The sequence below is a fragment of the Aurantimonas sp. HBX-1 genome (genome assembly GCF_021391535.1).
Classification (GTDB): Bacteria; Pseudomonadota; Alphaproteobacteria; order Rhizobiales; family Rhizobiaceae; genus Aurantimonas.
Genome location: NZ_CP090066.1, coordinates 3393740 through 3416873 on the forward strand (window position 1 = coordinate 3393740; position 23134 = coordinate 3416873).

The 23134-nt window shown below is 68.5% G+C and carries 14 protein-coding genes; 6 read left to right on the top strand and 8 right to left on the bottom strand.

Annotated elements, in window-relative coordinates; genetic code table 11:
- Window positions 1-98: 98 nt before the first annotated feature.
- Genes LXB15_RS16140 through LXB15_RS16150 form a run of 3 tightly spaced genes read left to right on the top strand, consistent with a single transcriptional unit; the run spans window position 99 to window position 2673 of the window.
- Window positions 99-1523 carry a cytochrome ubiquinol oxidase subunit I gene (locus LXB15_RS16140; RefSeq protein ID WP_233949412.1) on the top strand — a complete coding sequence of 475 codons (1425 nt, stop codon included), beginning with the start codon at window positions 99-101 and terminating at the stop codon, window positions 1521-1523.
- 11 nt (window positions 1524-1534) lie between these two features.
- Window positions 1535-2536: a cytochrome d ubiquinol oxidase subunit II gene (cydB, locus tag LXB15_RS16145; RefSeq protein WP_233949413.1), complete on the top strand. Its 1002-nt coding sequence runs from the start codon at window positions 1535-1537 to the stop codon at window positions 2534-2536.
- Window positions 2533-2673 carry a DUF2474 domain-containing protein gene (locus LXB15_RS16150; RefSeq protein WP_233949414.1) on the top strand — a complete coding sequence of 47 codons (141 nt, stop codon included), beginning with the start codon at window positions 2533-2535 and terminating at the stop codon, window positions 2671-2673. Before cydB ends, LXB15_RS16150 begins: the two co-directional genes overlap by 4 nt.
- Here the strand turns inward: LXB15_RS16150 and LXB15_RS16155 are convergent, their stop codons facing one another.
- The 8 genes from LXB15_RS16155 to LXB15_RS16190 all read right to left on the bottom strand — a co-directional run bounded on the left by LXB15_RS16155 (window position 2674) and on the right by LXB15_RS16190 (window position 12855).
- Window positions 2674-4146 (bottom strand): UdgX family uracil-DNA binding protein, encoded by a 1473-nt coding sequence (locus LXB15_RS16155; RefSeq protein ID WP_233949415.1) that lies wholly within the window; start codon window positions 4144-4146, stop codon window positions 2674-2676.
- Between the two features lie 341 nt (window positions 4147-4487).
- Entirely contained in the window at window positions 4488-5732 is a 1245-nt protein-coding gene (locus LXB15_RS16160; RefSeq protein ID WP_233949416.1) for a putative DNA modification/repair radical SAM protein, read from the bottom strand.
- Window positions 5733-5822: 90 nt separating this feature from the next.
- The gene (locus tag LXB15_RS16165) at window positions 5823-7328 is read right to left on the bottom strand and encodes a tripartite tricarboxylate transporter permease (RefSeq protein WP_233949417.1); all 1506 of its coding nucleotides are present in this window, start codon (window positions 7326-7328) and stop codon (window positions 5823-5825) included.
- A gap of 13 nt (window positions 7329-7341) precedes the next feature.
- Entirely contained in the window at window positions 7342-7803 is a 462-nt protein-coding gene (locus tag LXB15_RS16170) for a tripartite tricarboxylate transporter TctB family protein (protein WP_233949418.1), read from the bottom strand.
- Between the two features lie 88 nt (window positions 7804-7891).
- Window positions 7892-8854 carry a tripartite tricarboxylate transporter substrate binding protein BugD gene (locus tag LXB15_RS16175; protein WP_233953211.1) on the bottom strand — a complete coding sequence of 321 codons (963 nt, stop codon included), beginning with the start codon at window positions 8852-8854 and terminating at the stop codon, window positions 7892-7894.
- A gap of 156 nt (window positions 8855-9010) precedes the next feature.
- Window positions 9011-9817 carry a xanthine dehydrogenase family protein subunit M gene (locus LXB15_RS16180; protein WP_233949419.1) on the bottom strand — a complete coding sequence of 269 codons (807 nt, stop codon included), beginning with the start codon at window positions 9815-9817 and terminating at the stop codon, window positions 9011-9013.
- A gap of 120 nt (window positions 9818-9937) precedes the next feature.
- Window positions 9938-12283, bottom strand: coding sequence for a xanthine dehydrogenase family protein molybdopterin-binding subunit (locus LXB15_RS16185; RefSeq protein WP_233949420.1), 2346 nt, complete (start codon window positions 12281-12283; stop codon window positions 9938-9940).
- An 83-nt stretch (window positions 12284-12366) separates the two neighbouring features.
- A complete protein-coding gene (locus LXB15_RS16190) occupies window positions 12367-12855 on the bottom strand; it encodes a (2Fe-2S)-binding protein (protein WP_233949421.1) in 489 nt (162 codons plus the stop codon).
- A 494-nt stretch (window positions 12856-13349) separates the two neighbouring features.
- Here LXB15_RS16190 and LXB15_RS16195 point away from each other — a divergent pair, with 494 nt between their 5' ends.
- From LXB15_RS16195 to LXB15_RS16205, 3 genes are all read left to right on the top strand, one after another.
- Window positions 13350-15305 (top strand): autotransporter assembly complex family protein, encoded by a 1956-nt coding sequence (locus LXB15_RS16195; RefSeq protein ID WP_233949422.1) that lies wholly within the window; start codon window positions 13350-13352, stop codon window positions 15303-15305.
- The gene (locus tag LXB15_RS16200; protein ID WP_233949423.1) at window positions 15305-21565 is read left to right on the top strand and encodes a translocation/assembly module TamB domain-containing protein; all 6261 of its coding nucleotides are present in this window, start codon (window positions 15305-15307) and stop codon (window positions 21563-21565) included. Before LXB15_RS16195 ends, LXB15_RS16200 begins: the two co-directional genes overlap by 1 nt.
- 156 nt (window positions 21566-21721) lie before the next feature.
- Window positions 21722-23083, top strand: a complete 1362-nt coding sequence (locus LXB15_RS16205; protein WP_233949424.1) for an NAD-dependent succinate-semialdehyde dehydrogenase — start codon at window positions 21722-21724, stop codon at window positions 23081-23083.
- The last annotated feature ends 51 nt before the right edge of the window (window positions 23084-23134 follow it).

Here is a 23134-nt window from a genome sequence, read left to right on the forward strand (position 1 = left end):
CCGCCGCAGCGGGCGAATGGTCGCAACGTTCTGTCTTCCGCGTTGCACAAGGCCTATAGTCGGGTCATCGCATTGCATGAGAACCCGTAGGCAGCGCCATGTTCGAAGGCTTCGACCCCGTCCTCCTCGCCCGGATCCAGTTCGCCTTCACGATCTCCTTCCACATCATCTTTCCGGCCTTCACCATCGGCCTGGCCTCGTATCTGGCTGTGCTGGAAGGGCTTTTCCTGGCGACCGGCCGGGCGGTCTACATGGAGACCTTCAACTACTGGGTGAAGATCTTCGCGCTCAGTTTCGGCATGGGCGTCGTGTCGGGCATCACCATGAGCTACCAGTTCGGCACCAACTGGTCGGTGTTCTCCGACAAGACCGGACCAATTCTGGGTCCGCTCATGGCCTACGAGGTGCTGTCGGCCTTCTTCCTCGAGGCCGGCTTCCTCGGCATCATGCTGTTCGGCCAGAAGCGCGTCGGGCCGAAGCTGCACTTTGCCGCCACCGTGGTCGTGGCGCTCGGCACGTTCTTCTCGGCCTTCTGGATCCTGTCGGTCAATTCCTGGATGCAGACGCCGGCGGGCTACGGCATCAACGATGTCGGCCAGTTCGTCCCCGAGGATTGGTGGGCGATCGTCTTCAACCCGTCCTTCCCCTATCGCCTCGTCCACATGGTGATGGCTGCCTATCTGACCACGGCCTTCGTCGTCGGCGCGGTCGGGGCGTTCCACCTGCTGCGCGACCGCGGCAATGCCCACGCGCGGGTGATGTTCTCGATGGCCCTGTGGATGGCGACGGTCGTCGCGCCACTGCAGATCGTTGCCGGCGATTTCCACGGCGTGAACACGCTGGAGCACCAGCCGGCCAAGATCGCCGCCATCGAGGGACATTTCGAGACCAACGACGACGGTCCGATGCCGCTGACCCTGTTCGGCATCCCCAACATGGAGGCCGGCCGCACCGACTACGCCGTCGACGTGCCCTATCTCGGCTCGCTGATCCTGACGCATTCGCTCTACGGCGTGGTGCAGGGGCTGGAGGCTTTCCCGCGCGACGAATGGCCGAACTCGACGATCGTGTTCTGGAGCTTCCGGGTCATGGTGGCGATCGGCTTCGCCATGCTCGGCATCGGCCTCTGGTCGCTGTTCAAGCGCTTCCGAGGCTCGCTCTACGCCAGTCCCTGGCTGCAGCGCGCGATGCTCGCCATGGGCCCGATGGGCTTCGTCGCCGTCATCGCCGGCTGGATCACCACCGAGGTCGGCCGCCAGCCCTTCACCGTCTACGGCCTCCTGCGGACATCGGAGAGCCATTCGCCGATCGCCGCCGAGGCCGTCGGCACCTCGCTCGTCGCCTTCATCGTCGTCTACTTCCTGCTGTTCGGCGCCGGCACGTTCTACATCCTGCGGCTGATGTCCCGGGCGCCGAAGCCCTTCGAGGAGGATAGCCCGCCCCATCATCCGACACGGGCGGCCGGCATCACCCCAGGACCGGCGTTCGAGGGTCGTGACACCCCCGAACCGGCGAAGAGCTGAGGGAGACGACCATGGACCTCGCAGTACTCTGGGCGTTCATCATCGCCTTTGCCGTCATCGCCTATGTCATCCTCGACGGATTCGACCTCGGCACCGGCATCCTCTTCCCGCTGCTCGGGCGGCACGAGAACCGCGACACGGCGATGAACACCGTGGCGCCGATCTGGGACGGCAACGAGACCTGGCTGATCCTCGGCGGCGGCGGCCTGTTCGCGGTGTTCCCGCTGGCCTATGCGATCATCATGCCGGCGATCTACGCGCCGATCATCGCCATGCTGCTGGCCCTGATCTTCCGCGGCGTCGCTTTCGAGTTCCGCTTCCGGACGGTGCGGGGGCGCTGGATGTGGGACGTCTCGTTCTTCATCGGCTCGGTGGTCGCGGCGCTCAGCCAGGGCATCGCCCTCGGCACGCTGGTGCAGGGCATCGACGTCGACGGCCGGGCGTATGCCGGCGGCTGGTTCGACTGGCTGACGCCGTTCTCGCTGATGACCGGCGTCGCGGTCGTCGTCGGCTATGCGCTGCTCGGCGCCACCTGGCTGGTGATGAAGACCGAGGGTGAACTCCACGACATCGCCAATCGCTTCGCCTGGATCACCGGCATCGGAACGCTGGCGCTGATCGGCCTCGTCAGCCTGTGGATGCCGTTCCTCGACGCCGAGTTCTACGTGCGCTGGTTCACCTTCCCGCTGATCCTCTATGTCGCGCCGGTGCCGATCATGCTCGCCTTCGCGGCGTTCAGCCTGTTCAGCTCGCTGGCGCGCGGCAAGCACGTGCGGCCGTTCCTGTCGGCGCTGACGATCTTCGTTCTCGCCTTCGCCGGGCTGGGCATCAATTTCTATCCCAACATCATCCCGCCGGACATCACCATCTGGGATGCGGCGGCGCCCGATTCCTCGCTAATCTTCCTGCTGGTGGGCGCCTCGGTGCTGATCCCGATGATCCTGATCTACACCGGCTACGCCTACTGGGTGTTCCGCGGCAAGGTCGTCGAGGGCGAGGGCTACCACCATTGACCCGGCCGCAAGGCGAGCCCCGCGAGGCGCCGGACAGTCTCTGGAAGCGGCTCGGCTGGTTCGTGCTGCTCTGGCTCGGCGGCTTTGCGGCCGTCAGCCTCCTGGGCTTCGTCATCCGCAGCGTGCTGATCGGCTGATCAGGCGGCGAGCGCCAGTTCCGGCACCGTCCGGCGCACCAGCGCCATGTCGGCGGTGAAGGCGGCGCTTTCCCGCTGCTTGGCGGCTTCGTCCGGCAGGCGCAGGATGTAGGACGGATGCACCGTGACCAGGAGCTGCGTCGCCGCGTCGAGGTCGATCAGCTTGGATCGCGTGTCGCGGATCGTCACGGTCCGGCCGAGCACCGCCGCCGCGGCCGTCGCCCCCAGCGCCACGATGAGCCGGGGGCGGATCAGGTCGCGCTCGATGTCCAGCCACCAGCGGCACGCCTGGATCTCGCCCGCATTGGGCTTGGCGTGGATGCGCCGCTTGCCGCGGGGCACGAACTTGAAGTGTTTGACCGCATTGGTGACGTAGGCCTGGCTCCGGTCGATCCCGGCCGCCGCCAGCGCCTGGTCGAACACCTTACCAGCGGGCCCCACGAAGGGCTCGCCGGCGAGATCCTCCTGATCGCCCGGCTGCTCCCCGACGAAGATCACCGGCGCGTCGGCGGGGCCACGGCCGAACACGGTCTGCGTCGCCGGCTCCCATAGCGGACAGGCCCGGCAATGCTTCGCCGCATCGCGGGCGGCTTCGATATCCGCCGGCCGCGGGCGTTCCTCCGATGCCTCCGCCGCGACTCTTCTGGCCATCCGTTCGCGCTCCGACTGTCGTTCGTGGCGTAAACTCGGCAGGGTCGGCGCGGTTTCGATCATCCGCCGCGAGGCTGCCTCGGCGCCCTCGATCAGGGGCCGGATCAACGCCGTCTCGGGCATGTTCGCCCAGTATTTCTTCGGCATCTCGGCCTGCATCGCCTTCACCTTCAGCCGCGCCGGATTGAAGATCGACGCGTAGTAGGTCAGCCAGAGCGCCTCCATGTCGTCGTCCTTCGGCCGCATGTCCTTCGTCGCCCCCGGCAGGAAGGACATGTCCGAACCATCCCAGTGCACCGAGCGCTCGGGCGTCAGGATCGTCCAGACCATGCCGGCGAAGCGCCGCGCGAAGAACGGCGCGGTCAGCTCGACGACGTGGTGGAAGGGCTCGAACCACGCGACGTAGTGTCGGCCGAGCTCGGGATCCTCGATCTCGCGGAAGCGCACGAAGGCCTTCATCTTGTGGCTGTCGCGGCGCACCGCCTTTTCCATCTCCCGCGCCCGGATGATGTCGGGATCGGAGGCGATCTCCAGCAGCTGCTTCTCCGTCTGCAGCCGCCAGAGCAGCCGGTAGGCGAAGACGAAGCGGTCGGCATCGGCGTGGCAGACGAGCTTTTCCGCCAGCTCCGGAAACGCCTTCGGCACGGTGGGCTGCCTGGCGCCGGCGGGCGCCGGGGGCAAGGTCTCGGCGAACAGGCCGGATCCCTCATCGCCGACGGTGAAGCTCATTGCCTCGGGGGGAACGCCCAGCGCCAGCGCCGTGCGGGAGGCGACGCGCCAGCCGTCGAAGTCGGCGGGGAAGGAGAGCGGGGCGACGTACATGAACGACCGATGCGTTGGGTGGAAATCTCAACCTCGCGTGCAACCGACTTGTTCCCGTTCTCGTCAGAACGTCTCTGGTCTTGGCGGCTGATTACCCATCCCCATCGACGTCATCCTCGGGCCCCGTCCCGAGGATCCAGCTCCAATCCCGCACGCTGCTCGACCTGCCCGACCGGCTGTGGCGACCCTTCGATCATTTCCTTTTACGGACAGGCCATTGCCGCGCGGAAGCATGGATCCTCGGGACGGGGCCCGAGGATGACGACCTTGTTGGAGGCCGCGGCAGATCGCCCACGTTGTCAGTAGATGCAAAGCTGACAAGCGCGCTGAACGCTATCCCCTCAAAACATCTCCATCTGCGCCGGCGCCCTCACCTTCGGCAGGAACCGCTCCCGCAAGCCGGCGCTGTCCGTCGCGGCGCCCGGCGTCCAGTCCAGCGCCTCGATGAACGGGCGCACCTTGGCGATCGACTGGCAGAGCCGGGCCACGTCGTCGAGGCGCAGGGTCCGGTGGCGACGGGTGGAGAGGATGCGATCGACGGCCCGCGTGCCGAGGCCCGGCACGCGCAGCAGCGTCTCCTTGTCGGCGCGGTTGACGTCGACCGGGAAGCGCTCGCGATGCTTCAGCGCCCAGGCGAGTTTCGGGTCGATGGCAAGGTCCAGCATCCCGGCCTCGCCCCCGGCGACGATCTCGCCACGGTCGAAGCCGTAGAAGCGCATCAGCCAGTCGGCCTGGTAGAGCCGGTGCTCGCGCATCAGCGGCGGCTTGCCGAGCGGCAGCCGGCTCGAAGCGTCGGGGATCGGCGAGAAGGCGGAGTAGTACACCCGCTTCAGCCGGTAGTTGCCGTAGAGGTTCTCCGACCGGGCAAGCACGCGGTCGTCGTCCGAGCCGTCGGCGCCGACGATCATCTGCGTCGACTGGCCGCCCGGCGAAAAGCGCGCGGGCTTGATGCGATCACGCTTCTCGCCCTTGTGCTCCTCGATCTTGGCGCGCAAATGCCCCATCGCCCGGCGGATGTCGCGTGGCTTCTTCTCCGGCGCGAAGGCCTCCAGCGTCGCGTCGGTCGGCAGCTCGATGTTGATCGACAGGCGGTCCGCGAACAGGCCGGCCTCTTCGATCAGCGCAGGCGATGCATCGGGGATCGTCTTCAGATGGATGTAGCCTGAGAAATTCTCCTCCAGCCGCAGCTTGCGCGCGATCCGCACCATCTCCTCCATCGTGTAGTCGGAGCTGCGGATGATGCCGGAGGAGAGGAACAGCCCCTCGATGTAGTTGCGCCGGTAGAACGACATCGTCAGCTGCACCACCTCCTCGACGGTGAAGCGGGCGCGGGGAACGTTCGACGACGAGCGGTTGACGCAATAGGCGCAGTCATAGACGCAGAAATTCGTCATCAGGATCTTGAGCAGCGAGATGCACCGCCCGTCCGGCGCATAGGCGTGGCAGATGCCGGAGCCCTCCGTCGAGCCGATGCCCTTCGACTTCGCCGAGTCGCGGCGGGTCGAGCCGCTGGAAGCGCAGGAAGCGTCGTATTTGGCAGCGTCGGAGAGGATCGCGAGCTTGTCGATGAGTGTGGTCTTGGCCATCAGGCCAGCATAGCGTTCCTGAAATGTTCTGCCAGTTCGAACCGGCGGCTGCGGCAAAACGCGCAGCCGCCGGCCCGATGGCAGGCAGTCTCAGTCCTCCTCGACGAAAACCTCGTCGCGCTTGCGGCGAATCGACGGCAGCAGCGCGATCACCACGGCGAGCAAGGCCACGGCGAGCAGGCCGGCGCTGATCGGCCGTTCGATGAAGATCATCGGGTCGCCGCGGGCGATGATCATGGCGCGGCGGAAATGCTCCTCCAGCAGCGGCCCCAGCACGAAGCCGAGCAGCAGCGGCGCCGGTTCGCAGCCGAGCTTGATCAGGAGGTAGCCGACGATGCCGAAGAACACGATGGCGTAGATGTCGAAGACGTTGAGGTTGATCGTGTAGGTGCCGAACACCGCGAACGCGACGATGGCCGGGAACAGCACGTTGTAGGGCACGGTCAGGAGCTTCACCCAAAGCCCGATGAGCGGCAGGTTGAGCAGGACCAGCATCAGGTTGCCGAGCCACATCGAGGCGATGATGCCCCAGAACAGCGCCGGCTCGTCGTTGATGACGTTCGGCCCCGGCGTGATGCCCTGGATGATGAAGGCGCCGATCATCAGCGCCATGACCGGATGGGCCGGGATGCCAAGCGTCAGCAGCGGGATGAAGGAGGTCTGCGCCGCGGCGTTGTTGGCCGATTCCGGCCCGGCGACGCCCTCGATGGCGCCCTGGCCGAACTCCTCCGGCGTCTTCGACATCCGCTTTTCCATCGAATAGGACGCGAAGGAGGACAGCACGTGGCCGCCGCCCGGCAGGACGCCGAGGATCGAGCCGAGTGCGGTGCCGCGCAGGACCGGGCCGGTGGCGCGGCGGAAATCCTCGCGGGTCAGCCACAGCCGGCCGATCGCCTGCTTCAGGGCTGAGCGCGTCTGCTCGTTCTCGAGGTTGCGCAGGATCTCGGCGATGCCGAACATGCCGACCGCCACCGAGACGAAATTGATCCCGGAGAACAGCTCGAAATAGCCGAAGGTGAAGCGGGGCTGGCCGGTGTAGATGTCCTGCCCGACCATGCCGAGCAGCAGGCCGAGCACGATCATCGCCAACGCCTTGACGACGGAGCCATGCGCCAGCGCGATCGAGGCGAGCAGGCCGAGCACGATCAGCGAGAAATATTCCGGCGCGCCGAACTGCAGGGCGATGCGCGCCAGCGGCGGCGCCGCGACGGCCAGGATCAGCGTCGCGACGGTGCCGGCGAAGAACGAGCCCAGCGCCGCGGTGGCCAGCGCCGGCCCGGCCCTGCCCTTGCGCGCCATCTGGTAGCCGTCGATGGCGGTGACGGCGGAGGAGGATTCGCCCGGCAGGTTGATCAGGATGGCGGTAGTGGAGCCGCCATACTGCGCGCCGTAATAGATGCCGGCCAGCATGATCAGCGAGGTCACCGGCGACAGGCTGAGCGTGATCGGCAGCAGCATGGCGATCGTCGCGGTCGGGCCGATGCCCGGCAGCACGCCGACCAGCGTTCCCAGCAGCACGCCGAGGAAGCAGTAGAAGATGTTGACCGGGGTCAGCGCGGTCTCGAAGCCGAGCGCCAGGTTGAGCAGGAGATCCATCAGGCGATCCGCGTCACAGGGGCCGCCAGGGACCGAACAGGGGGACGGGCACGCTCAGCGCGTAGATGAACACCGCGATGCAGAAGGCCGGCAGGGCGACCGCCATGATCAGCCCGGCCAGCGGCTTGGTGCGCCGGCTGGCGAAGGCGGCGAGCAGCACGGTGAGGAACAGCGCCGGCGCGAGGCCAAGGCCCTTGATGGTCAGCGCGAAGACCATGAGCGCCGCGATGATCAGCACGAAGCCGCGCACCGGGAAGCTGCCGATCGGCGCGTCCTCGGTATTCCTGATGCCTGCCAGAGCAGTCAGCAGCCCGAGAAGGATGAGGATCCCCGCCAGCGCCAGCGGGAAGAAGCCCGGCCCCATGCGCAGCGGCGTGCCGAGGTCGTAGCCGTAGCTCGCATAGCCGAAGGCCAGGCCAAAGGCGACGAAGACGCCGCCTGCCAGGAGGTCACGTGCAGACTTGTGAAGGGTCAATCGACGATCCGAGCAGCGAACGGGTCACGGTGGCAAAGGGAGCGGCAACGCTGCGCTGCCGCTCCCCCGAGTGCATGGCTGCAGCCGATCAGTCGGCGTAGACGCCGGCCTTCTCGATGATCGGGCGCCAGAGCTCGATCTGCGACTTCAGGCGCTCCGCATGCGCGGCAGGCGTCGCCTCCTCCTGCGAAGAGGGAACGGTGCCCAGATCGCCGAAGCGGGTCACCACGGTCTCGTCCGCCAGCGCCTTCTGAAGCGCGGCCGAGAGCTTGTCGACGATCTCGGGCGGCGTGCCTTCCGGGGCATAGAGGCCGTGCCAGACGCTGACTTCGAAATCGGGCAGGCCCGCTTCCGCGGTGGTTGGCAGGTCCGGCAGCGCCGCGAGACGCTCCTTCGTGGTGACGGCGTAGGCCTTCACTTCGCCGCCCTGGATCTGGCCGGTCGTGTTGGTGGTCTGGTCGCACATCAGGTCGACCTGCCCGCCGATGAGATCGGTCATCGCCGGTCCGGTGCCCTGATACGGGACCGTCGTCATCTGCGTGTCGAGCGCCGACATCAGCAGCAGGCCGCAGAGATGCGAGGCAGCGCCCATCCCGGCATTGGCGTAGGTGAGCTTGTCGCCCTGCTCCTTGATGTAGGGGATCAGCTCGGCCATCGTCGCCGGCTCGAGATCCTTGCGGCCAATGACCGTCATCGGCACGTCGGTGACGAGGCCGATGGGCAGGAAATCGGTGGTCGGGTCGTAGGGCAGGTTGCGATAAAGCGTCGGGGCCGTCGACATGCCGATGTGATGGATCAGGATCGTGTAGCCGTCGGGGGCTGCATTGGCGACCTGCGTCCCGGCGAGCGTGCCGCCGGCGCCGGCGACGTTCTGGATGATGATCTGCTGGCCGAGCTCACGGGACATCGGTTCGGCGATCAGCCGCGCGACGGTGTCCGTCGGGCCGCCCGCCGAGAACGGCACGACCATCGTGATCGGTTGCGTCGGATAATCCTGCGCGCTGGCGCCGCCGGCGGCGAGCACCAGAAGGCTCGCGCCGAGCCATGTCATCAACTTCATGTTGTTCCTCCCAACAGCCGCGCCCTCGGCGAACAGCCGAGCCTCCTCGCAGCATAATTTCTCGAGCCTAGCACGCCCGCGCACCGCTTCAACCAGAAGCGGCAGCGCGTGCCGAGCGGCCGCCGCGGGGGCGACGCTCCGCCGATATCAGTGGGCGGCCGCCTTGGCTACGGCACGCTTGGTGACGACCTTGACGAGATTGGCGCGATACTCCGACGTGCCGTGCATGTCGGACATCATCATGCCGGCATCCACCGTCAGGTCCGCCAGCGCCGCACCGTCGAAATTCGACGACAGTGCCTGCTCGGCGGCCTCCCAGCGGAAGACGCCGTTCGAGCCCGAGCCGGTGACGCCGACCCTCACGTCCGCGCCGCGCCGCGCCACGAAGACGCCGCACATGGCGTAGCGCGACGCCGGGTTGCGGAACTTCTCGTAGCCGCACTGGTCCGGTGCCTCGAAGGACGCCGCGGTGACGATCTCGTCCTCCTCCAGCGCCGTCTCGAACAGGCCGAGGAAGAAGTCCGCCGCCGGAATCTCGCGCCGGTTAGTGTGGATCGTCGCGCCGAGCGCCAGCATCGCAGCGGGATAGTCGGCGGCGGGGTCGTTGTTGGCAATCGAGCCGCCGAGCGTGCCGAGATGGCGCACCGCGGGGTCGCCGATCAGGCCGGCGAGCTCGCTGATGCCGGGACAGACGCCGGCGATGCCCTCATGCTGGGCGACCTCGGCGTGGGTCATGCCGCCGCCGATGCGGATCGAGCGGCCGTTGACCTCGATGCCCTTCAGCTCCGGCACGTGCCGCAGGTCCACCAGCGCGGAAGGCGCGGCAAGGCGCTGCTTCATGGTGGGGATCAGCGTCTGGCCGCCCGAGAGATACTTGCCCTCGCCGCCGCTCTCGCCGAGGAGCGCGACGGCCGATTCCAGCGATGTCGGGCGATGATAGATGGTCTCGTACATGGATCTGCTCCGTTCGGCGCCGGGTGGGCCAGGAGGCCGGCCGCGCGGCGCGAGAGGGTGAAGGCGCCGGGGCGGCGGACCGCCCCGCCGGCGGCACCGCGCCGCCGGAAAGCATCAGGTTCAGGCGACCGCGCGCAGCGCGTTCCAGACCTTCTGGGGCGTTGCCGGCATCGACAGGTCGTTGTTGCCGATCGCGTCGGTGATGGCGTTGATCACCGCCGGCGGCGAGCCGATCGCGCCGGCCTCGCCGCAGCCCTTCATGCCGAGCGGGTTGCCGGGGCACAGGGTCTCCGAGGTCGAGACCTTGAACATCGGCAGGTCCCAGGCGCGTGGCATCGCGTAGTCCATGTACGAGGCCGTCACCAGCTGGCCGGTCTCGTCGTAATGCGTGCCCTCGAGCAGCGCCTGGCCGATGCCCTGGGCAAGGCCGCCATGCACCTGGCCCTCGACGATCATCGGGTTGATCACCCGGCCGAAATCGTCGGCGGCGACGAACTGGATGATCTCGGTGGTGCCGGTCTCGGGGTCGACCTCGACCTCGCAGATGTAGCAGCCGGCGGGGAAGGTGAAGTTGGTCGGGTCGTAGAAGGCGCCTTCCTTCAGGCCCGGCTCCATGCCGTCCGGCAGGTTGTGGCCGGTGTAAGCGCCGAGGCAGACCTCGTGCCAGGCGAGCTTCCTGTCGGTGCCCGCGACCTTCACCTCGCCGTTCTCGATGACGATGTCGCCGGCGTCCGCCTCCAGCACGTGGGCGGCGATCTTCTTGGCCTTGGCCTCGACCTTGTCGAGCGCCTTGACGATCGCCGACATGCCGACCGCGCCGGAGCGCGAGCCGTAGGTGCCCATGCCGAACTGCACCTTGTCGGTGTCGCCGTGGATGACCTGGACGTTGTCGACCGGCAAGCCGAAGCGCTCGGCGACGAGCTGGGCGAAGGTGGTCTCGTGGCCCTGCCCGTGGCTGTGGGAGCCGGTGAGGATCTCGATCGTGCCGACCGGATTGACCCGGACCTCAGCCGATTCCCAGAGGCCGACGCCGGCGCCGAGCGAGCCTACCGCCTTGGAGGGGGCGATGCCACAGGCCTCGATGTAGCAGCTCATGCCGAGACCGCGCAGCTTGCCGCGGCCCCGCGCCTCGGCGCGGCGCGCCTCGAAGCCGGCGACGTCCGCCTCGGCCATGGCGGCATCGAGGCTGGCGTCGAAATCGCCGGCGTCATAATTCATGATCACCGGCGTCTGGTGTGGGAAGGTGCGGATGAAGTTCTTGCGGCGCAGTTCGGCCGGAGAGACGCCTAGCTCGCGGGCCGCCGTCTCCATGGTCCGCTCGAGAACGTAGGTCGCCTCCGGCCGGCCGGCGCCGCGATAGGCGTCCACCGACACGGTGTTGGTGTAGACGGCCCGGACATTGGCGTGGATGGCGGGAATGTCGTACTGCCCCGACAGCAGCGTGGCGTAGAGATAGGTCGGGGTCGCCGAGGAGAACAGCGACATGTAGGCGCCGAGATTGGCGACGGTGTCCACCTTCAGGCCGAGGATCCGCTGGTTGGCGTCGAATGCCATCTCGACCTCGGTCACGTGGTCGCGGCCATGCGCGTCGGTGAGGAAGGCTTCCGAACGGTCGGACGTCCACTTGACCGGCACGCCGGTGCGCTTGGACGCCCAGAGGCAGACGATCTCTTCGGGATAGATGTAGATCTTCGAGCCGAAGCCGCCGCCGACATCGGGCGCGATCACCCGCAGCTTGTGCTCCGGCGCGACGTTGTAGAAGGCGCTCATCACCAGCCGGGCGACATGCGGGTTCTGCGACGTCGTCCAGCACGTATAGTGGTCGTCCGACATGTCGTAATGGCCGAGTGCCGCGCGCGGCTCCATCGGGTTCGGCACGAGACGGTTGTTGACGATGTGCAGTTTCGTGACGTGCGCCGCCCGAGCGAAGGCGGCGTCGGTCGCGGCGCGGTCGCCGATCTCCCAGTCGAAGATCAGATTGCCGGGCGCTTCGGGATGCAGCTGCGGCGCGCCCTCCTTGAGCGCGTCGACCGCCTCCACGACGACGGGCAGCTCCTGGTAGTCGACCTCGACGGCGTCCGCCGCGTCGCGGGCCTGCAGCCGCGTGTCGGCGACGACCACGGCCACCGGTTGCCCGACATGGCGGACGGTCCCGACGGCGAGGGCGGGATAGGCGCCCATCTTCATCGGCGAACCGTCCTTCGACGAGACGCCCCAGCCGCAGATCAGGTTGCCGATGCCGTCGCCCTGCAGCTGCTCGCCGACCAGCACGCCGATGACGCCCGGCATCGCCTGCGCCGCGCTCACATCGATGCTGCCGATGGTCGCGTGCGCATAGGGCGAGCGGACGAAGGCGGCGTATTTCATGCCCGGCACGACCATGTCGTCGACATAGCGGCCGTGCCCGGTGATGAACCGCTTGTCTTCCTTGCGCAGAACCCGTGCGCCGATGCCTTCGATACCCATCCCGAAACCTCCCAGTGTTCGAAAACCGGCCGGGGACCGCGCCTCCTCAGGCGATCCGGCCGCTCATGATCGCGACGCCACGCCTATTCGGCGGCAAGCCGCTGCGGCTCGCCCGCGCCGGCGGCGGCCAGGATCGCCTTGACGATGTTGTGGTAGCCCGTGCAGCGGCAGATGTTGCCGTCCAGCTCCTCGCGCACCGTGTGCTCGTCGAGGTCGCTGCCGTGACGCGCGATGATGTCCACCGCGGTCATGATCATGCCCGGCGTGCAGAAGCCGCACTGCAGGCCGTGGTGCTCGCGGAACGCCGCCTGCACCGGATGCAGTTCGGCGCCGTTCGCCAGCCCCTCGATGGTGGTGACCGACGATCCCGACGCCTGCACCGCCAGCATGGTGCAGGACTTCACGGCCTTGCCGTCGACATGCACGACGCAGGCACCGCACTGCGAGGTGTCGCAGCCGACATGGGTTCCCGTCAGGCCCAGATTCTCCCGCAGATACTGGACGAGAAGCGTCCGGTCCTCGACCGTCCCCGTCATTTCCCGACCGTTCACGGTCATCGTCACTTCGCTCATAGGGCCCTCCCCGGAACCGACGGCCCGGGCGCGTCCTTCGACGCGCCGGGCCGGTTGCGTTTCGTGGCGCGCCTTCGAGGGCGCGCTCTGGTTGGCGACAGTGCCCTCTCTCCGGGACGGCTTCAAGCGCTTTTCAGAACGATTCCATTCCGCCGCAGCATGCGGCGCGCGGCCGGGCGGAGGCGGGCGACGGAGCGATGCCGCGCCGGCTGCACGACGCCGGGCACGGGGGCGCGACGAGATGTCCCGGCCGCCCTTTCGACGCTGCGGAAGCTGTGACCCATGCGGCACAAGCGGCCATCGGAATGGCCCCCGCACCGCGCCCGCGTGGCCCCTGGTAACGGCTTGTAGTTGTTATTTCACGATTTCCGGCCATGCTAGAAGCGCAGGGGGAGAATTTCGACCGCACCAACGATGTCGCCTTCGCGAGGGCGCGACGGGCAGGTCGGTTCTTTGCCCGGCAGCGTGTACGGACGGCAGCGGGAAGCGAGCTTTTGTATCATAGGGTGAATTCCTGCGCGAAGCTGGTGATGCTTGCGGCCGGATCATGTCTCGTCGCCGCCGCACCCCGCCCGGCCGCGGCATTCGAGATCTTCGGCTTCCGGTTCTTCGAGGACGAAGCCCCCGACGCCGACGTCATCGACCCGATCCGCTACACGGTGAACCTGTCGGTGGCACCCGCGCCGGAAGACGACGGCGCGATCGAGACCAGCCTGCGCGACGCCTCGACGCTGATTTCGGGCGAGGACGAGGCGGTGTCCGGCTCGCTCGGCCTGATGTCGCGGGCACGCAACGATCGCAAGCGGCTGGTCGCCGCCCTGTTCGAGGACGCCCGCTATGACGGGCTGGTCGACATCTTCATCGAGGGGCGCAACATCGCCGACCTGCCGCCGGACGCAGAGTTCGACACCTCGCGCCCCGTGCCAGTGTCGATCCGGGTCCGGCCCGGCCCGAAATACCAGCTTGGGCGCGTCGCGGTTTCGGCCCACGGGGTTCCCGTCGATCCCGCCGAGTTCGGGCTCGCCCCGGGCGCTTCGGCAGGCTCCGACGACGTGCTCGACGCCGAGGCGAGGATGTTCCGGCAGCTGCGCGAGCAGGGCCGGCCCTTCGTCGCGGTCACCGATCGCGACATCATCGCCGATGCCGCCACCGACCGGCTCGAATACGACGTCGATCTGTCGCCCGGCAATCCGGTGCAGTTCGGCGAAACCTATGTCGAGGGAGCCAAGGCCGTCGATCCCGGCTTCATCGCCTACATGGCCGGCATCAAGGCGGACGAGGTGTTCTCGCCGGAGGAGCTTTCCGAAGCCCGCGAACGGCTCCTGAAGCTCGACGTCTTCTCGAGCGTCACCGTCAAGGAGGCGCGGGCGCAGGCCCCCGACGGATCCCTGCCGGTGCAGGTCGAGGTCGGGGAGCGCAAGTTCGGCTTCTACGGCGTCGGCGCGACCTATTCCAACACCGAAGGCGCCGGAGCCTCCGGTTATGTCGGCTATCGCAATCTCTTCGGCCGGGCCGAATCGATCCGGCTCGAGGCCGAGGTCTCCCGGCTCGGGGCGGCGGCGATATCGGACGAGGCACGCGAGACCGACGGCGCCGACTATGCCGCCTCGCTGGTCTTCAAGAAGCCGGGCGTGCTGGGGCCCAACTCGGTCTATGTCGGATCGCTCGAAGCCAAGAGCGAACAGCCCCTCGCCTATGACCGGGTGAGCTATGCCGCGACCAGCGGCGTCGAGTACGAGATCGACCCGAACCAGACTCTGTCGGTGATCCTGCGCGGCGAATACGAGGAAATCACCGACTATCTCGGGACGGAGGATTACCTGCTCGTCTCGCTGCCGACCGCGTATACGTTCGACAATCGCGACAACGAGTTGAACCCGACCGAGGGCTTCTACGCGCAGGGGCTGGTCGAGCCGACCTACGGGTTCAACACCAAGACGCCCTTCGCCAAGACGCGGCTGGACGGGCGCAGCTATCTGTCGCTCTCCGACAGCGATCGCTTCATCCTTGCCGGCCGGGTCGGCTACGGCACGATCTTCGGCGCCGATCTTGAGGATATTCCGAACGACCGGCGGTTCTTCGCCGGCGGCGGCGGCTCGGTGCGCGGCTACGAATTCCAGTCCATCGGACCGTATTATCCGTCCTTCGCGCCGCCCGGATTCAACGAGGTGTTCACCGACACCCCGACCGGCGGCCTCTCGCTGTTCGAGGCCTCGGCCGAGGCGCGCATCGGCGTCACCGAAAACATCCAGATCGTGCCCTTCGTCGATGTCGGCACGGTGGGCGACGACCTCGTCCCGGACTTCTCCGAGTTCAAGATCGGCGCCGGCGTCGGCGCCCGCTACTTGACGAGCTTCGGGCCGATCCGGCTCGACGTCGCCATCCCGCTCGATCCGGGGCCGCGCGACGCGAGCTACCAGATCTATGCCGGCATCGGACAGGCCTTCTGATGCCGATGTTCCGCCGCCTCTCCCTCGCCCTTCTCGCCTGTCTCGCGGCCGCGCTGCTGCCGGCACGGCCGGCGGCGGCGCAGGGCTTCGTCGCCAACCAGCTCGAGAACTTCCTGTCCAGCGACACGATGCAGGTCGAGATCGAGGGCCTGTCCGGCGCGCTGACCGGCAACATCCGGATCGAGCGCGTCACCGTCTCCGACCCGCAGGGCACCTTCCTCACCGCCAGCGACCTCGCCATGGACTGGTCGCCCCTCGCGCTGGTGCGCTCCAACCTGTCGATCGATGCGCTGACGGCAGGCCAGATCGTCCTCGAGCGGCTGCCGGTCGGACAGCCGGAGACGCCCGCGGGCGAGAGTTCCGGCTTCACCCTGCCGTCGATCACCGCCAGCATCGACGACCTGACCATCGGGGAATTCGTCCTCGGCGAAGCGATCGCCGGCGAGCGGGCCCGCCTGCGCGCCAACGGCAGCCTGACGCTCGCCGCCGATCCCACCAATCTCGATCTGCGCGCGAATATCGAACGGCTCGACCGGCCGGGCCAGATCGCGCTCGATCTCGGCTACGCGCCCGGAGAGAACCAGCTGCGGCTGGACGTCAAGGCGAGCGAGCCCGCCGGCGGCCTCGTCGCGACGCTGCTGGACATTCCGGACCGGCCCGCGGTGGAACTGACCATCAACGGCTCCGGGCCCCTCTCGGCCTTCATGGCGAACGGCTCGCTGACCGTCGCGGGCGAGCCTGCGGCGACGCTGACCGCGCGGGTCGACGGCGCCGAGAACGGCCGCCGCGTCGCCGCCTCGCTGAGCGTTTCGGCCGAGCGCTTCGTGCCGGAAGCCTATTCGCGCTACGTCGCCGGCGGTGCCAATCTCGACGTGCAGATGCTGATGCGCGACGACGGCCTCTATGTCATCGACCAGGCGGAGCTTTCCTCCGACGCGCTGGCCGCCACCGCATCCGGCACGCTCGACCTGAGCGGCACCGGCAACGACCTGACCATCGCGATCGCGTCGCGGGACGGCAGCGCCATCCCGTTCGCCTTCGGCACCCCGCCCGGCGCGACCGAGCTTGAGGTGGCCGGACTCGAGGGCCGGATCACCGGTGCGCTCGGCGCCGCCGGCCTCAACGTCACGGCGCAACTGCCGCGGGCGGCCTACGGCGAATATGTCGCGACCGGCGTCGATGCCGCGCTGACCAGTGCCGGCTTCGACATCACAGGGTTTCAGGGACCGTTCGCGGTCGAGGCGACGGCCGCCGAGGTCGCAGCTCCCGAGGGGCTCGCCGACCGCTTCCTGACGGGGCCGCTGCGGCTGGCCGTCGACGGCGCACTGACCGACAACGGCCTCGTCTTCAACCCCAGCCGGGCGACGACGGAGGTGGCCTCGGTCGGGCTCCAGGGTACGGCCGCGCTGAACTTCGCGATCTTCGACCTCGCCGTCGAATCGACGTTCCAGACCGCCGCGCTGTCGGCGGCGATGATCCCGCTCGCCGGCGACGAGCTGGCGGTTTCCGGCCGCTTCGCACGAACCCCCGATGCGACGATCTCGGCCCAAAACCTGTCGGTTCGCGGCGAGGGGCTGACGATCGACGGCAGCGCCAGCCTGTCGAACGACACCGTCTCCGCCGACATCGAGGGCGAGCTGCAGCAGGCCGGTACGGTCAACTCGGCGTTTTCCGGCGCGGCGACCTTCTCGCTCACCGCGTCGGGCCCGGTCGAGCAGCCGGACATCGATCTCGAGATTTCCGGCAACGGGCTCAGCATCAACGGCCGGGAACTCGCCGATCTCAGCGTTTCGGCGCGCGGCACGTTCGGCGGCGGGGCGCCCGCCGGCACTGTCGAGATCACCGGCACGCTCGACGGCCAGCCGCTATCCGGCGCCGCGCAACTCGAGACGCTGGCGAACGGCGAGCGCCGGATCAACGGCCTCGCCATCCGCCAGGGGCCCAACGCGATCACCGGCGACCTGACGCTGACCGATGCCTTCGCGCCGGTCGGCACGCTCACCGTCGATGTCGAAGACATCGGGCCGCTGGCGGCGCTCGGCGGCATCGATGCGTCGGGCGACGTCAAGGGCACGATCGAACTGTCGGTGGATGGCGACGACATGCCGGTGGCGACGCTGGATCTTGCCGGTGAGACGATCGGCTTCGCCGGCAACACGCTCCAGACGGCGCGCATCGATCTCGAGGTCGCGGACTATCTCGGCACCCCGAGGCCGGCAGGCGAGGTCAGCGCCGCCGCGATCGAGGCGGCGGGGCTGTCGGTGCGCGATCTCGCCGTGGAGCTGACCCGCGAAGGTGACGCGACCGGCCTCGTCGCGACGGCCGAACTCAACGACGTGCCGCTGCGCCTCGAGGGCAGCGCCAGTTTCGAGCCTGGCACCACGCTGATCACGCTGTCGCGCATCGAGGCGGAAATCCCCGACGCGGAAGTCAGCCTGCGCGAGCCGGTGACGATCCGCATCGCCGACGGCACGACGACGCTGCCGGAGATCGTCCTCGAGACCGGCGACGGCACGGTGTCGCTCGCGGGCACGGCCGGCGAAAATCTCGACCTCGCACTGCGGCTCGACTCCGTCCCCGCCGCCATCGCCAATCCCTTCGTGCCGGGCCTTGCGGCCGGCGGCCGGATCGACGGCTCAGTCACCGTTTCCGGCGCCGCGTCGGACCCGGCGGCGCGTTTCTCGATCAACACGACCGAACTGGCGATCGGCCAGTCGCGGGCGGCCAATGTGCCTCCCGTCGAGGCGGTACTCGCCGGCACGTACGAGAACGGCACGCTGACCCTGGAAACCGCGCGGGTCGACCTCGGCGACGGGTCGATCGTCGCCAACGGTTCGGTCGGCGAAACGCTCGACCTCGACGTCGCGCTCGACAACGTGCCCGTGGCGCTTGCCAACGGCTTCGTCGACGAGCTCGACGCCGCCGGCACCGTCTCCGGCACGGCGAGCGTCACCGGCTCGCGCGCCGATCCCTCCGCCACCTTCGACATCGAGGGCCGCGACATCACCGCCGAGGAGATCGCTGCTGCCGGCATCGCGCCGCTGACGCTCGACCTCGCCGGCTCCTACGCCAACGGGACGCTCGACCTGGCCGAGGCCAATGTCGCGGTCGGCGACGGATCGCTGACCGCCTCCGGCACGATCGGCGAGACGCTCGACCTGGCACTGCGGGCCAGCGACCTGCCCGTCGGGCTCGCCAACGGCTTCGTGCCGGGCCTCGACGCCGAGGGCATCATCTCCGGAACGGCGAGCGCCAGCGGGTCGCTGTCCGATCCGTCGGCGACCTTCGACCTCACCGGCAGCGGCATCACGACCCGCGAGATCGCCGCATCCGGCGTCGCACCGCTCGATCTGAGGCTTGCCGGCAGCTATGCCGACGGCACCGCCGACCTCGAGACCGCCGTGGTCAATGTCGGCGACGGCTCGCTGACCGCGTCGGGCCGGATCGGCGAGACGCTGGACGTCGCGGTGGACGTCAACAGCATCCCCGTCGGCCTCGTCAACGGCTTCGTCGACGGGCTCGGCGCAGAGGGCACGATCTCCGGCACCGCACGCGCCACCGGCACGCTGTCCGACCCGACCGCCAGCTTCGATCTCGCCGGCGCCAACATCACCGCCGACGGCATCGAGGCGAGCGGCATTGCGCCGCTTGACCTCACCGCGTCCGGCCGCCTCGCCGACGGCACGCTGACCCTTACGACTGCCCGGGTGGACGTCGGCGAGGGTTCGTTGACCGCCAGCGGCACCGTCGGCGAGCAACTGGACCTGCAGCTTTCGCTCGACCAGCTGCCCGTCGGTCTGGTGAACGGCTATTTGCCTGATCTCGAAGCTGAGGGCACGATCTCCGGCACCGGCACGGCGACCGGTTCGCTGTCCGACCCGCGCGCCGAATTCGATCTCAGCGGCTCGGGTATCACGACGCGGCAGATCGCCCAGTCCGGTGTCGCGCCGCTGTCGCTCGACGTCGCCGGCTCCTATGCCGACGGCACCGCGACCATCGCCAATGCCGACCTTTCCGTCGGCGAGGGGTCGCTGTCGGCTTCCGGAACGGTCGGGGAAACGCTCGACATCGATCTCAGCCTCGACGAGCTGCCGGTCGGCCTCGCCAATGGCTTCGTCGACGGGTTGAACGCCGAGGGCACGATCTCGGGCAGCGGCACGGCAACCGGCTCGCTCTCGGACCCGCAGGCGACCTTCGACCTCACCGGCACCGGCATCACCACACGGCAGATCGCCCAGTCCGGCGTCGCGCCGCTGTCGCTCGACGTCGCCGGCTCCTATGCCGACGGCACGGCGACCATCGCCAATGCCGACGTCACGGTCGGTAACGGCTCGCTGACCGCAAGCGGCACGGTCGGCCAGCAACTGGATCTGAACGTCCAGATCAACCGGCTCCCCGCCGGCCTCGCCAACGGCTTCGTCGACGGGCTCGGCGCGCAGGGAACCATCGACGGGACCGCCACCGCCACCGGCTCGATCAGCGACCCGAATGCCCGCTTCGACATCGCCTTGAACAATGTCTCGGTGGCGCAGGGTCGCGCCGCGGGTGCACCCCCGATCAACGGCACGATCGCCGGCGCGTATGCCGGCGGCACGCTGCGGCTGGACCGGGCGAATGTCGCCATCGGCGGCGGCTCGATCGACGTCACCGGCACCGCCGGGGCGAATGCGCTGGACCTTACCGCCACGATCAACAATGTGCCGGCCTCCATCGCCGGTTCGGCAGCGCCGGGCATCGCGCCGCAGGGCACGATCAACGGCACGGTGCGGGCGTCCGGCTCTCCCGCCAGCCCGGCGGTCAGCTACGACGTCAACGTCGCCGGTGCGTCGATCCAGCAGACCCGCGACGCGGGCGTCGGCCCCCTCGCCGTCACCAGCAACGGCCAGTACACCGGCAACGCGGTCACCACGACGACGACATTGACGGGCAACGGCATCGATTTCCGCGCCGACGGTTCGGTCAATCTCGCCGGAACGCCGCAGCTCGACCTCAACCTGGCCGGAACCGCTCCCTTGTCGCTCGCCAACGGCATCCTGGCGGAAGGCGGGCGTTCACTGGAGGGAACCGCCCGGGTCGACGCGCGCGTCACCGGACCCGTCAGCCAGCCGAACGTCGTCGGCAGCATCTCCACCGCCGGCTCGCGCTTCGTCGATACCGGCACCAACGTCGCCGTCGACGACATCTCCACCACCATCGCCCTCAACGGCCAGACGGCGACGATCCAGTCCTTCGACGCCAACCTCGCCTCCGGCGGCGATATCAGCATCGGCGGCAGCGTCGGCCTGTCGAACGGATTTCCCGCCGACCTGACGATCAATCTCGACGACGGCCGCTACAGCGACGGCGAGTTGATCGGCGCCAGCCTCGATGCCGACCTGACGCTCACCGGACCGCTGGCCGAGACACCGCTCCTCGCCGGCACGGTCAACGCATCCGAGATCAACGTCCTGGTGCCGGAGAACCTGCCCGGCTCGCTCGCCCGCATCGACGTCACCCACGCCAATGCCAGCCCGGAAGTGCTGCAGCAGCAGCGCGAGCTGTTCCCGAACCGCGGCGAAGGCGCTTCGCAGGGCGGCGTCGCTCTCGACATCACCTTCAACGCCCCGAGCCGGGTGTTCGTGCGCGGCCGCGGCCTCGACGCCGAGCTCGGCGGCACCATCCAGATCACCGGCCCGGCCAACGCGCCGAGCATCGTCGGCGGATTCGAGCTGCAGCGCGGCCGCTTCATCATCCTCAGCCGCCGCCTCGACTTCGAGCGCGGCAGGCTCAGCTTCACCGGTTCGCTGACCCCGACCCTCGACCTGCTCGCCCGTTCCGACACCGGCGATGCCACGGTCAACGTCGCCGTCACCGGGCCGGCGAACGATCCGAGCTTCACCTTTTCCTCCTCCCCGGCGCTGCCGCAGGACGAGGTCCTGGCGCGGCTGATCTTCGGCCAGGGCACCTCGAACCTGTCGCCGCTGCAGATCGCCCAGCTCGCCGAGGCGGCGGCGTCGCTCGCCGGCGTCGGCGGCTCGACCGGCCTCCTGGAGAACCTTCGCGCGCAGCTCGGCGTCGACGACCTCGACATCCGCACGACGGCGGACGGCCAGACTGCCGTCGGCGTCGGCCGCTACATCAACGACAACACCTATCTCGGCGTCGATTCCACCGGGCGGGTGTCGATCGATCTCGATCTCGGCGCCGATCTCAAGATCCGCGGCGCGGTCGACGCCCAGGGCAGCGGCGAGGTCGGCGTATTCTACGAGGGCGAATTCTAGCGCGGGCATCCCGGGACGCAGCGCCAAACAGGCAGTGCGTCCTCGCCGCCGCGCCGCCGGACCGACCCACCCTTCCGAAATCCGACCGGCCGCCTATCTGTGGCGCCGACCTGCGGTATCGTGCATGCCGCGATTCGCTGAACCAGGAGCATCCCCATGCCGACCAGCATCAACCCGGCCACCGGCGAGACGATCGAGGAATTCGCCGAGCACAGCGACAGCGAGGTCGAACGCGCGCTGGCGACCGCCGATTCGGCATTCGCCGACTGGCGCCGCTCGCCGTTCAGCCGCCGCGCCGAGCTGCTGCGCCGCACCGCCGACCTGCTCGAGGCCAGGAAGGACGAGCTGGGGCGCCTGGCGACGCTGGAAATGGGCAAGCGGCTGAAGGAAGCCGTTGCCGAAGTCGAGAAATGCGCCGTCGGCTGCCGCTATTACGCCGACCACGGCGAGCGGCTGCTGGCCGACGATCACCGCGACGGGCCGGCGAAGCAGAATTACGTCGCCTATCTGCCGATGGGTCCGATCCTGGCGGTGATGCCCTGGAACTTCCCGTTCTGGCAGGTGCTGCGCTTTGCGGCGCCGGCAATCATGGCCGGTAATGTCAGCGTCCTGAAGCACGCCTCGAATGTCAGCCTGTGCGCGCTGAAGATCGAGGAAATCCTCCGCGAGGCCGAGGCGCCGGAGGGCCTATTCCAGACGCTGCTGGTCTCCTCGAAGCGGGTCGAGGGGATTCTGCGCGATCCGCGCATCCGCGCCGCGACGCTTACCGGCAGCGAGGGCGCCGGCTCCGCCGTCGCCGCCGTCGCGGGATCGGAACTCAAGCCGACGGTGCTGGAGCTCGGCGGCTCCGACCCGTTCATCGTGATGCCCTCGGCCGACCTCGAGAAGGCCGCCGAGGTGGGCGTCACCGCGCGGATGCAGAACAACGGTCAGAGCTGCATCGCCGCCAAGCGGTTCATCGTCCATGCGGACGTCTACGACGACTATCTCGGCCGCTACCGGGAGAAGGTCGAGGCGATCAGGCTCGGCGACCCGATGGATGCCGAGACCGGCATGGGCCCGCTGGCGCTGGCCTCCAGCGTCGACGACCTGGGCCAGCAGATCGATCGCTCCGTCAAGGCGGGGGCGAAGCTCGTCACCGGCGGCAAGGCGCCCGAGGGTCCGGGCTATTTCTTCCAGCCGTCGATCATCGCCGATGTCCCCGAGGCCGCGCCGGCCTATCGCGAGGAACTGTTCGGCCCCTGCGCGATCTTCTTCAAGGTCCGCAATGCCGACGAGGCGATCGCGCTTGCCAACGATTCCGATTTCGGCCTCGGCGGCTCGGTGTGGACCAACGAGGCGGCCGAACAGCAGCAGTTCGTGCGCGAGCTCGACCAGGGGGCGACCAACTTCAACCGGATGACCGCCTCCGACCCCCGCCTGCCGTTCGGCGGCGTGAAGCGCTCCGGCTACGGACGCGAACTGTCCGGTGAAGGCATGCACGCCTTCATGAACGTCAAGACCGTCACCATCGACTGAACCGTGGCCGCGAACCGGGAGTGGCGCGCGTTGCCCTCCCGGCCCGTTCGG

What these genes read in the sequence shown, in the direction of transcription:
- LXB15_RS16200 (WP_233949423.1), top strand. Translation starts at nt 15,305, where the DNA reads ATGCCGATGTTCCGCCGCCTCTCCCTCGCCCTTCTCGCCTGTCTCGCG.
- LXB15_RS16165 (WP_233949417.1), bottom strand. Translation starts at nt 7,328, where the DNA reads ATGGATCTCCTGCTCAACCTGGCGCTCGGCTTCGAGACCGCGCTGACC.
- LXB15_RS16180 (WP_233949419.1), bottom strand. Translation starts at nt 9,817, where the DNA reads ATGTACGAGACCATCTATCATCGCCCGACATCGCTGGAATCGGCCGTC.
- LXB15_RS16205 (WP_233949424.1), top strand. Translation starts at nt 21,722, where the DNA reads ATGCCGACCAGCATCAACCCGGCCACCGGCGAGACGATCGAGGAATTC.
- LXB15_RS16175 (WP_233953211.1), bottom strand. Translation starts at nt 8,854, where the DNA reads ATGACATGGCTCGGCGCGAGCCTTCTGGTGCTCGCCGCCGGCGGCGCC.
- LXB15_RS16140 (WP_233949412.1), top strand. Translation starts at nt 99, where the DNA reads ATGTTCGAAGGCTTCGACCCCGTCCTCCTCGCCCGGATCCAGTTCGCC.
- LXB15_RS16185 (WP_233949420.1), bottom strand. Translation starts at nt 12,283, where the DNA reads ATGGGTATCGAAGGCATCGGCGCACGGGTTCTGCGCAAGGAAGACAAG.
- LXB15_RS16155 (WP_233949415.1), bottom strand. Translation starts at nt 4,146, where the DNA reads ATGTACGTCGCCCCGCTCTCCTTCCCCGCCGACTTCGACGGCTGGCGC.
- LXB15_RS16190 (WP_233949421.1), bottom strand. Translation starts at nt 12,855, where the DNA reads ATGAGCGAAGTGACGATGACCGTGAACGGTCGGGAAATGACGGGGACG.
- LXB15_RS16160 (WP_233949416.1), bottom strand. Translation starts at nt 5,732, where the DNA reads ATGGCCAAGACCACACTCATCGACAAGCTCGCGATCCTCTCCGACGCT.
- cydB (WP_233949413.1), top strand. Translation starts at nt 1,535, where the DNA reads ATGGACCTCGCAGTACTCTGGGCGTTCATCATCGCCTTTGCCGTCATC.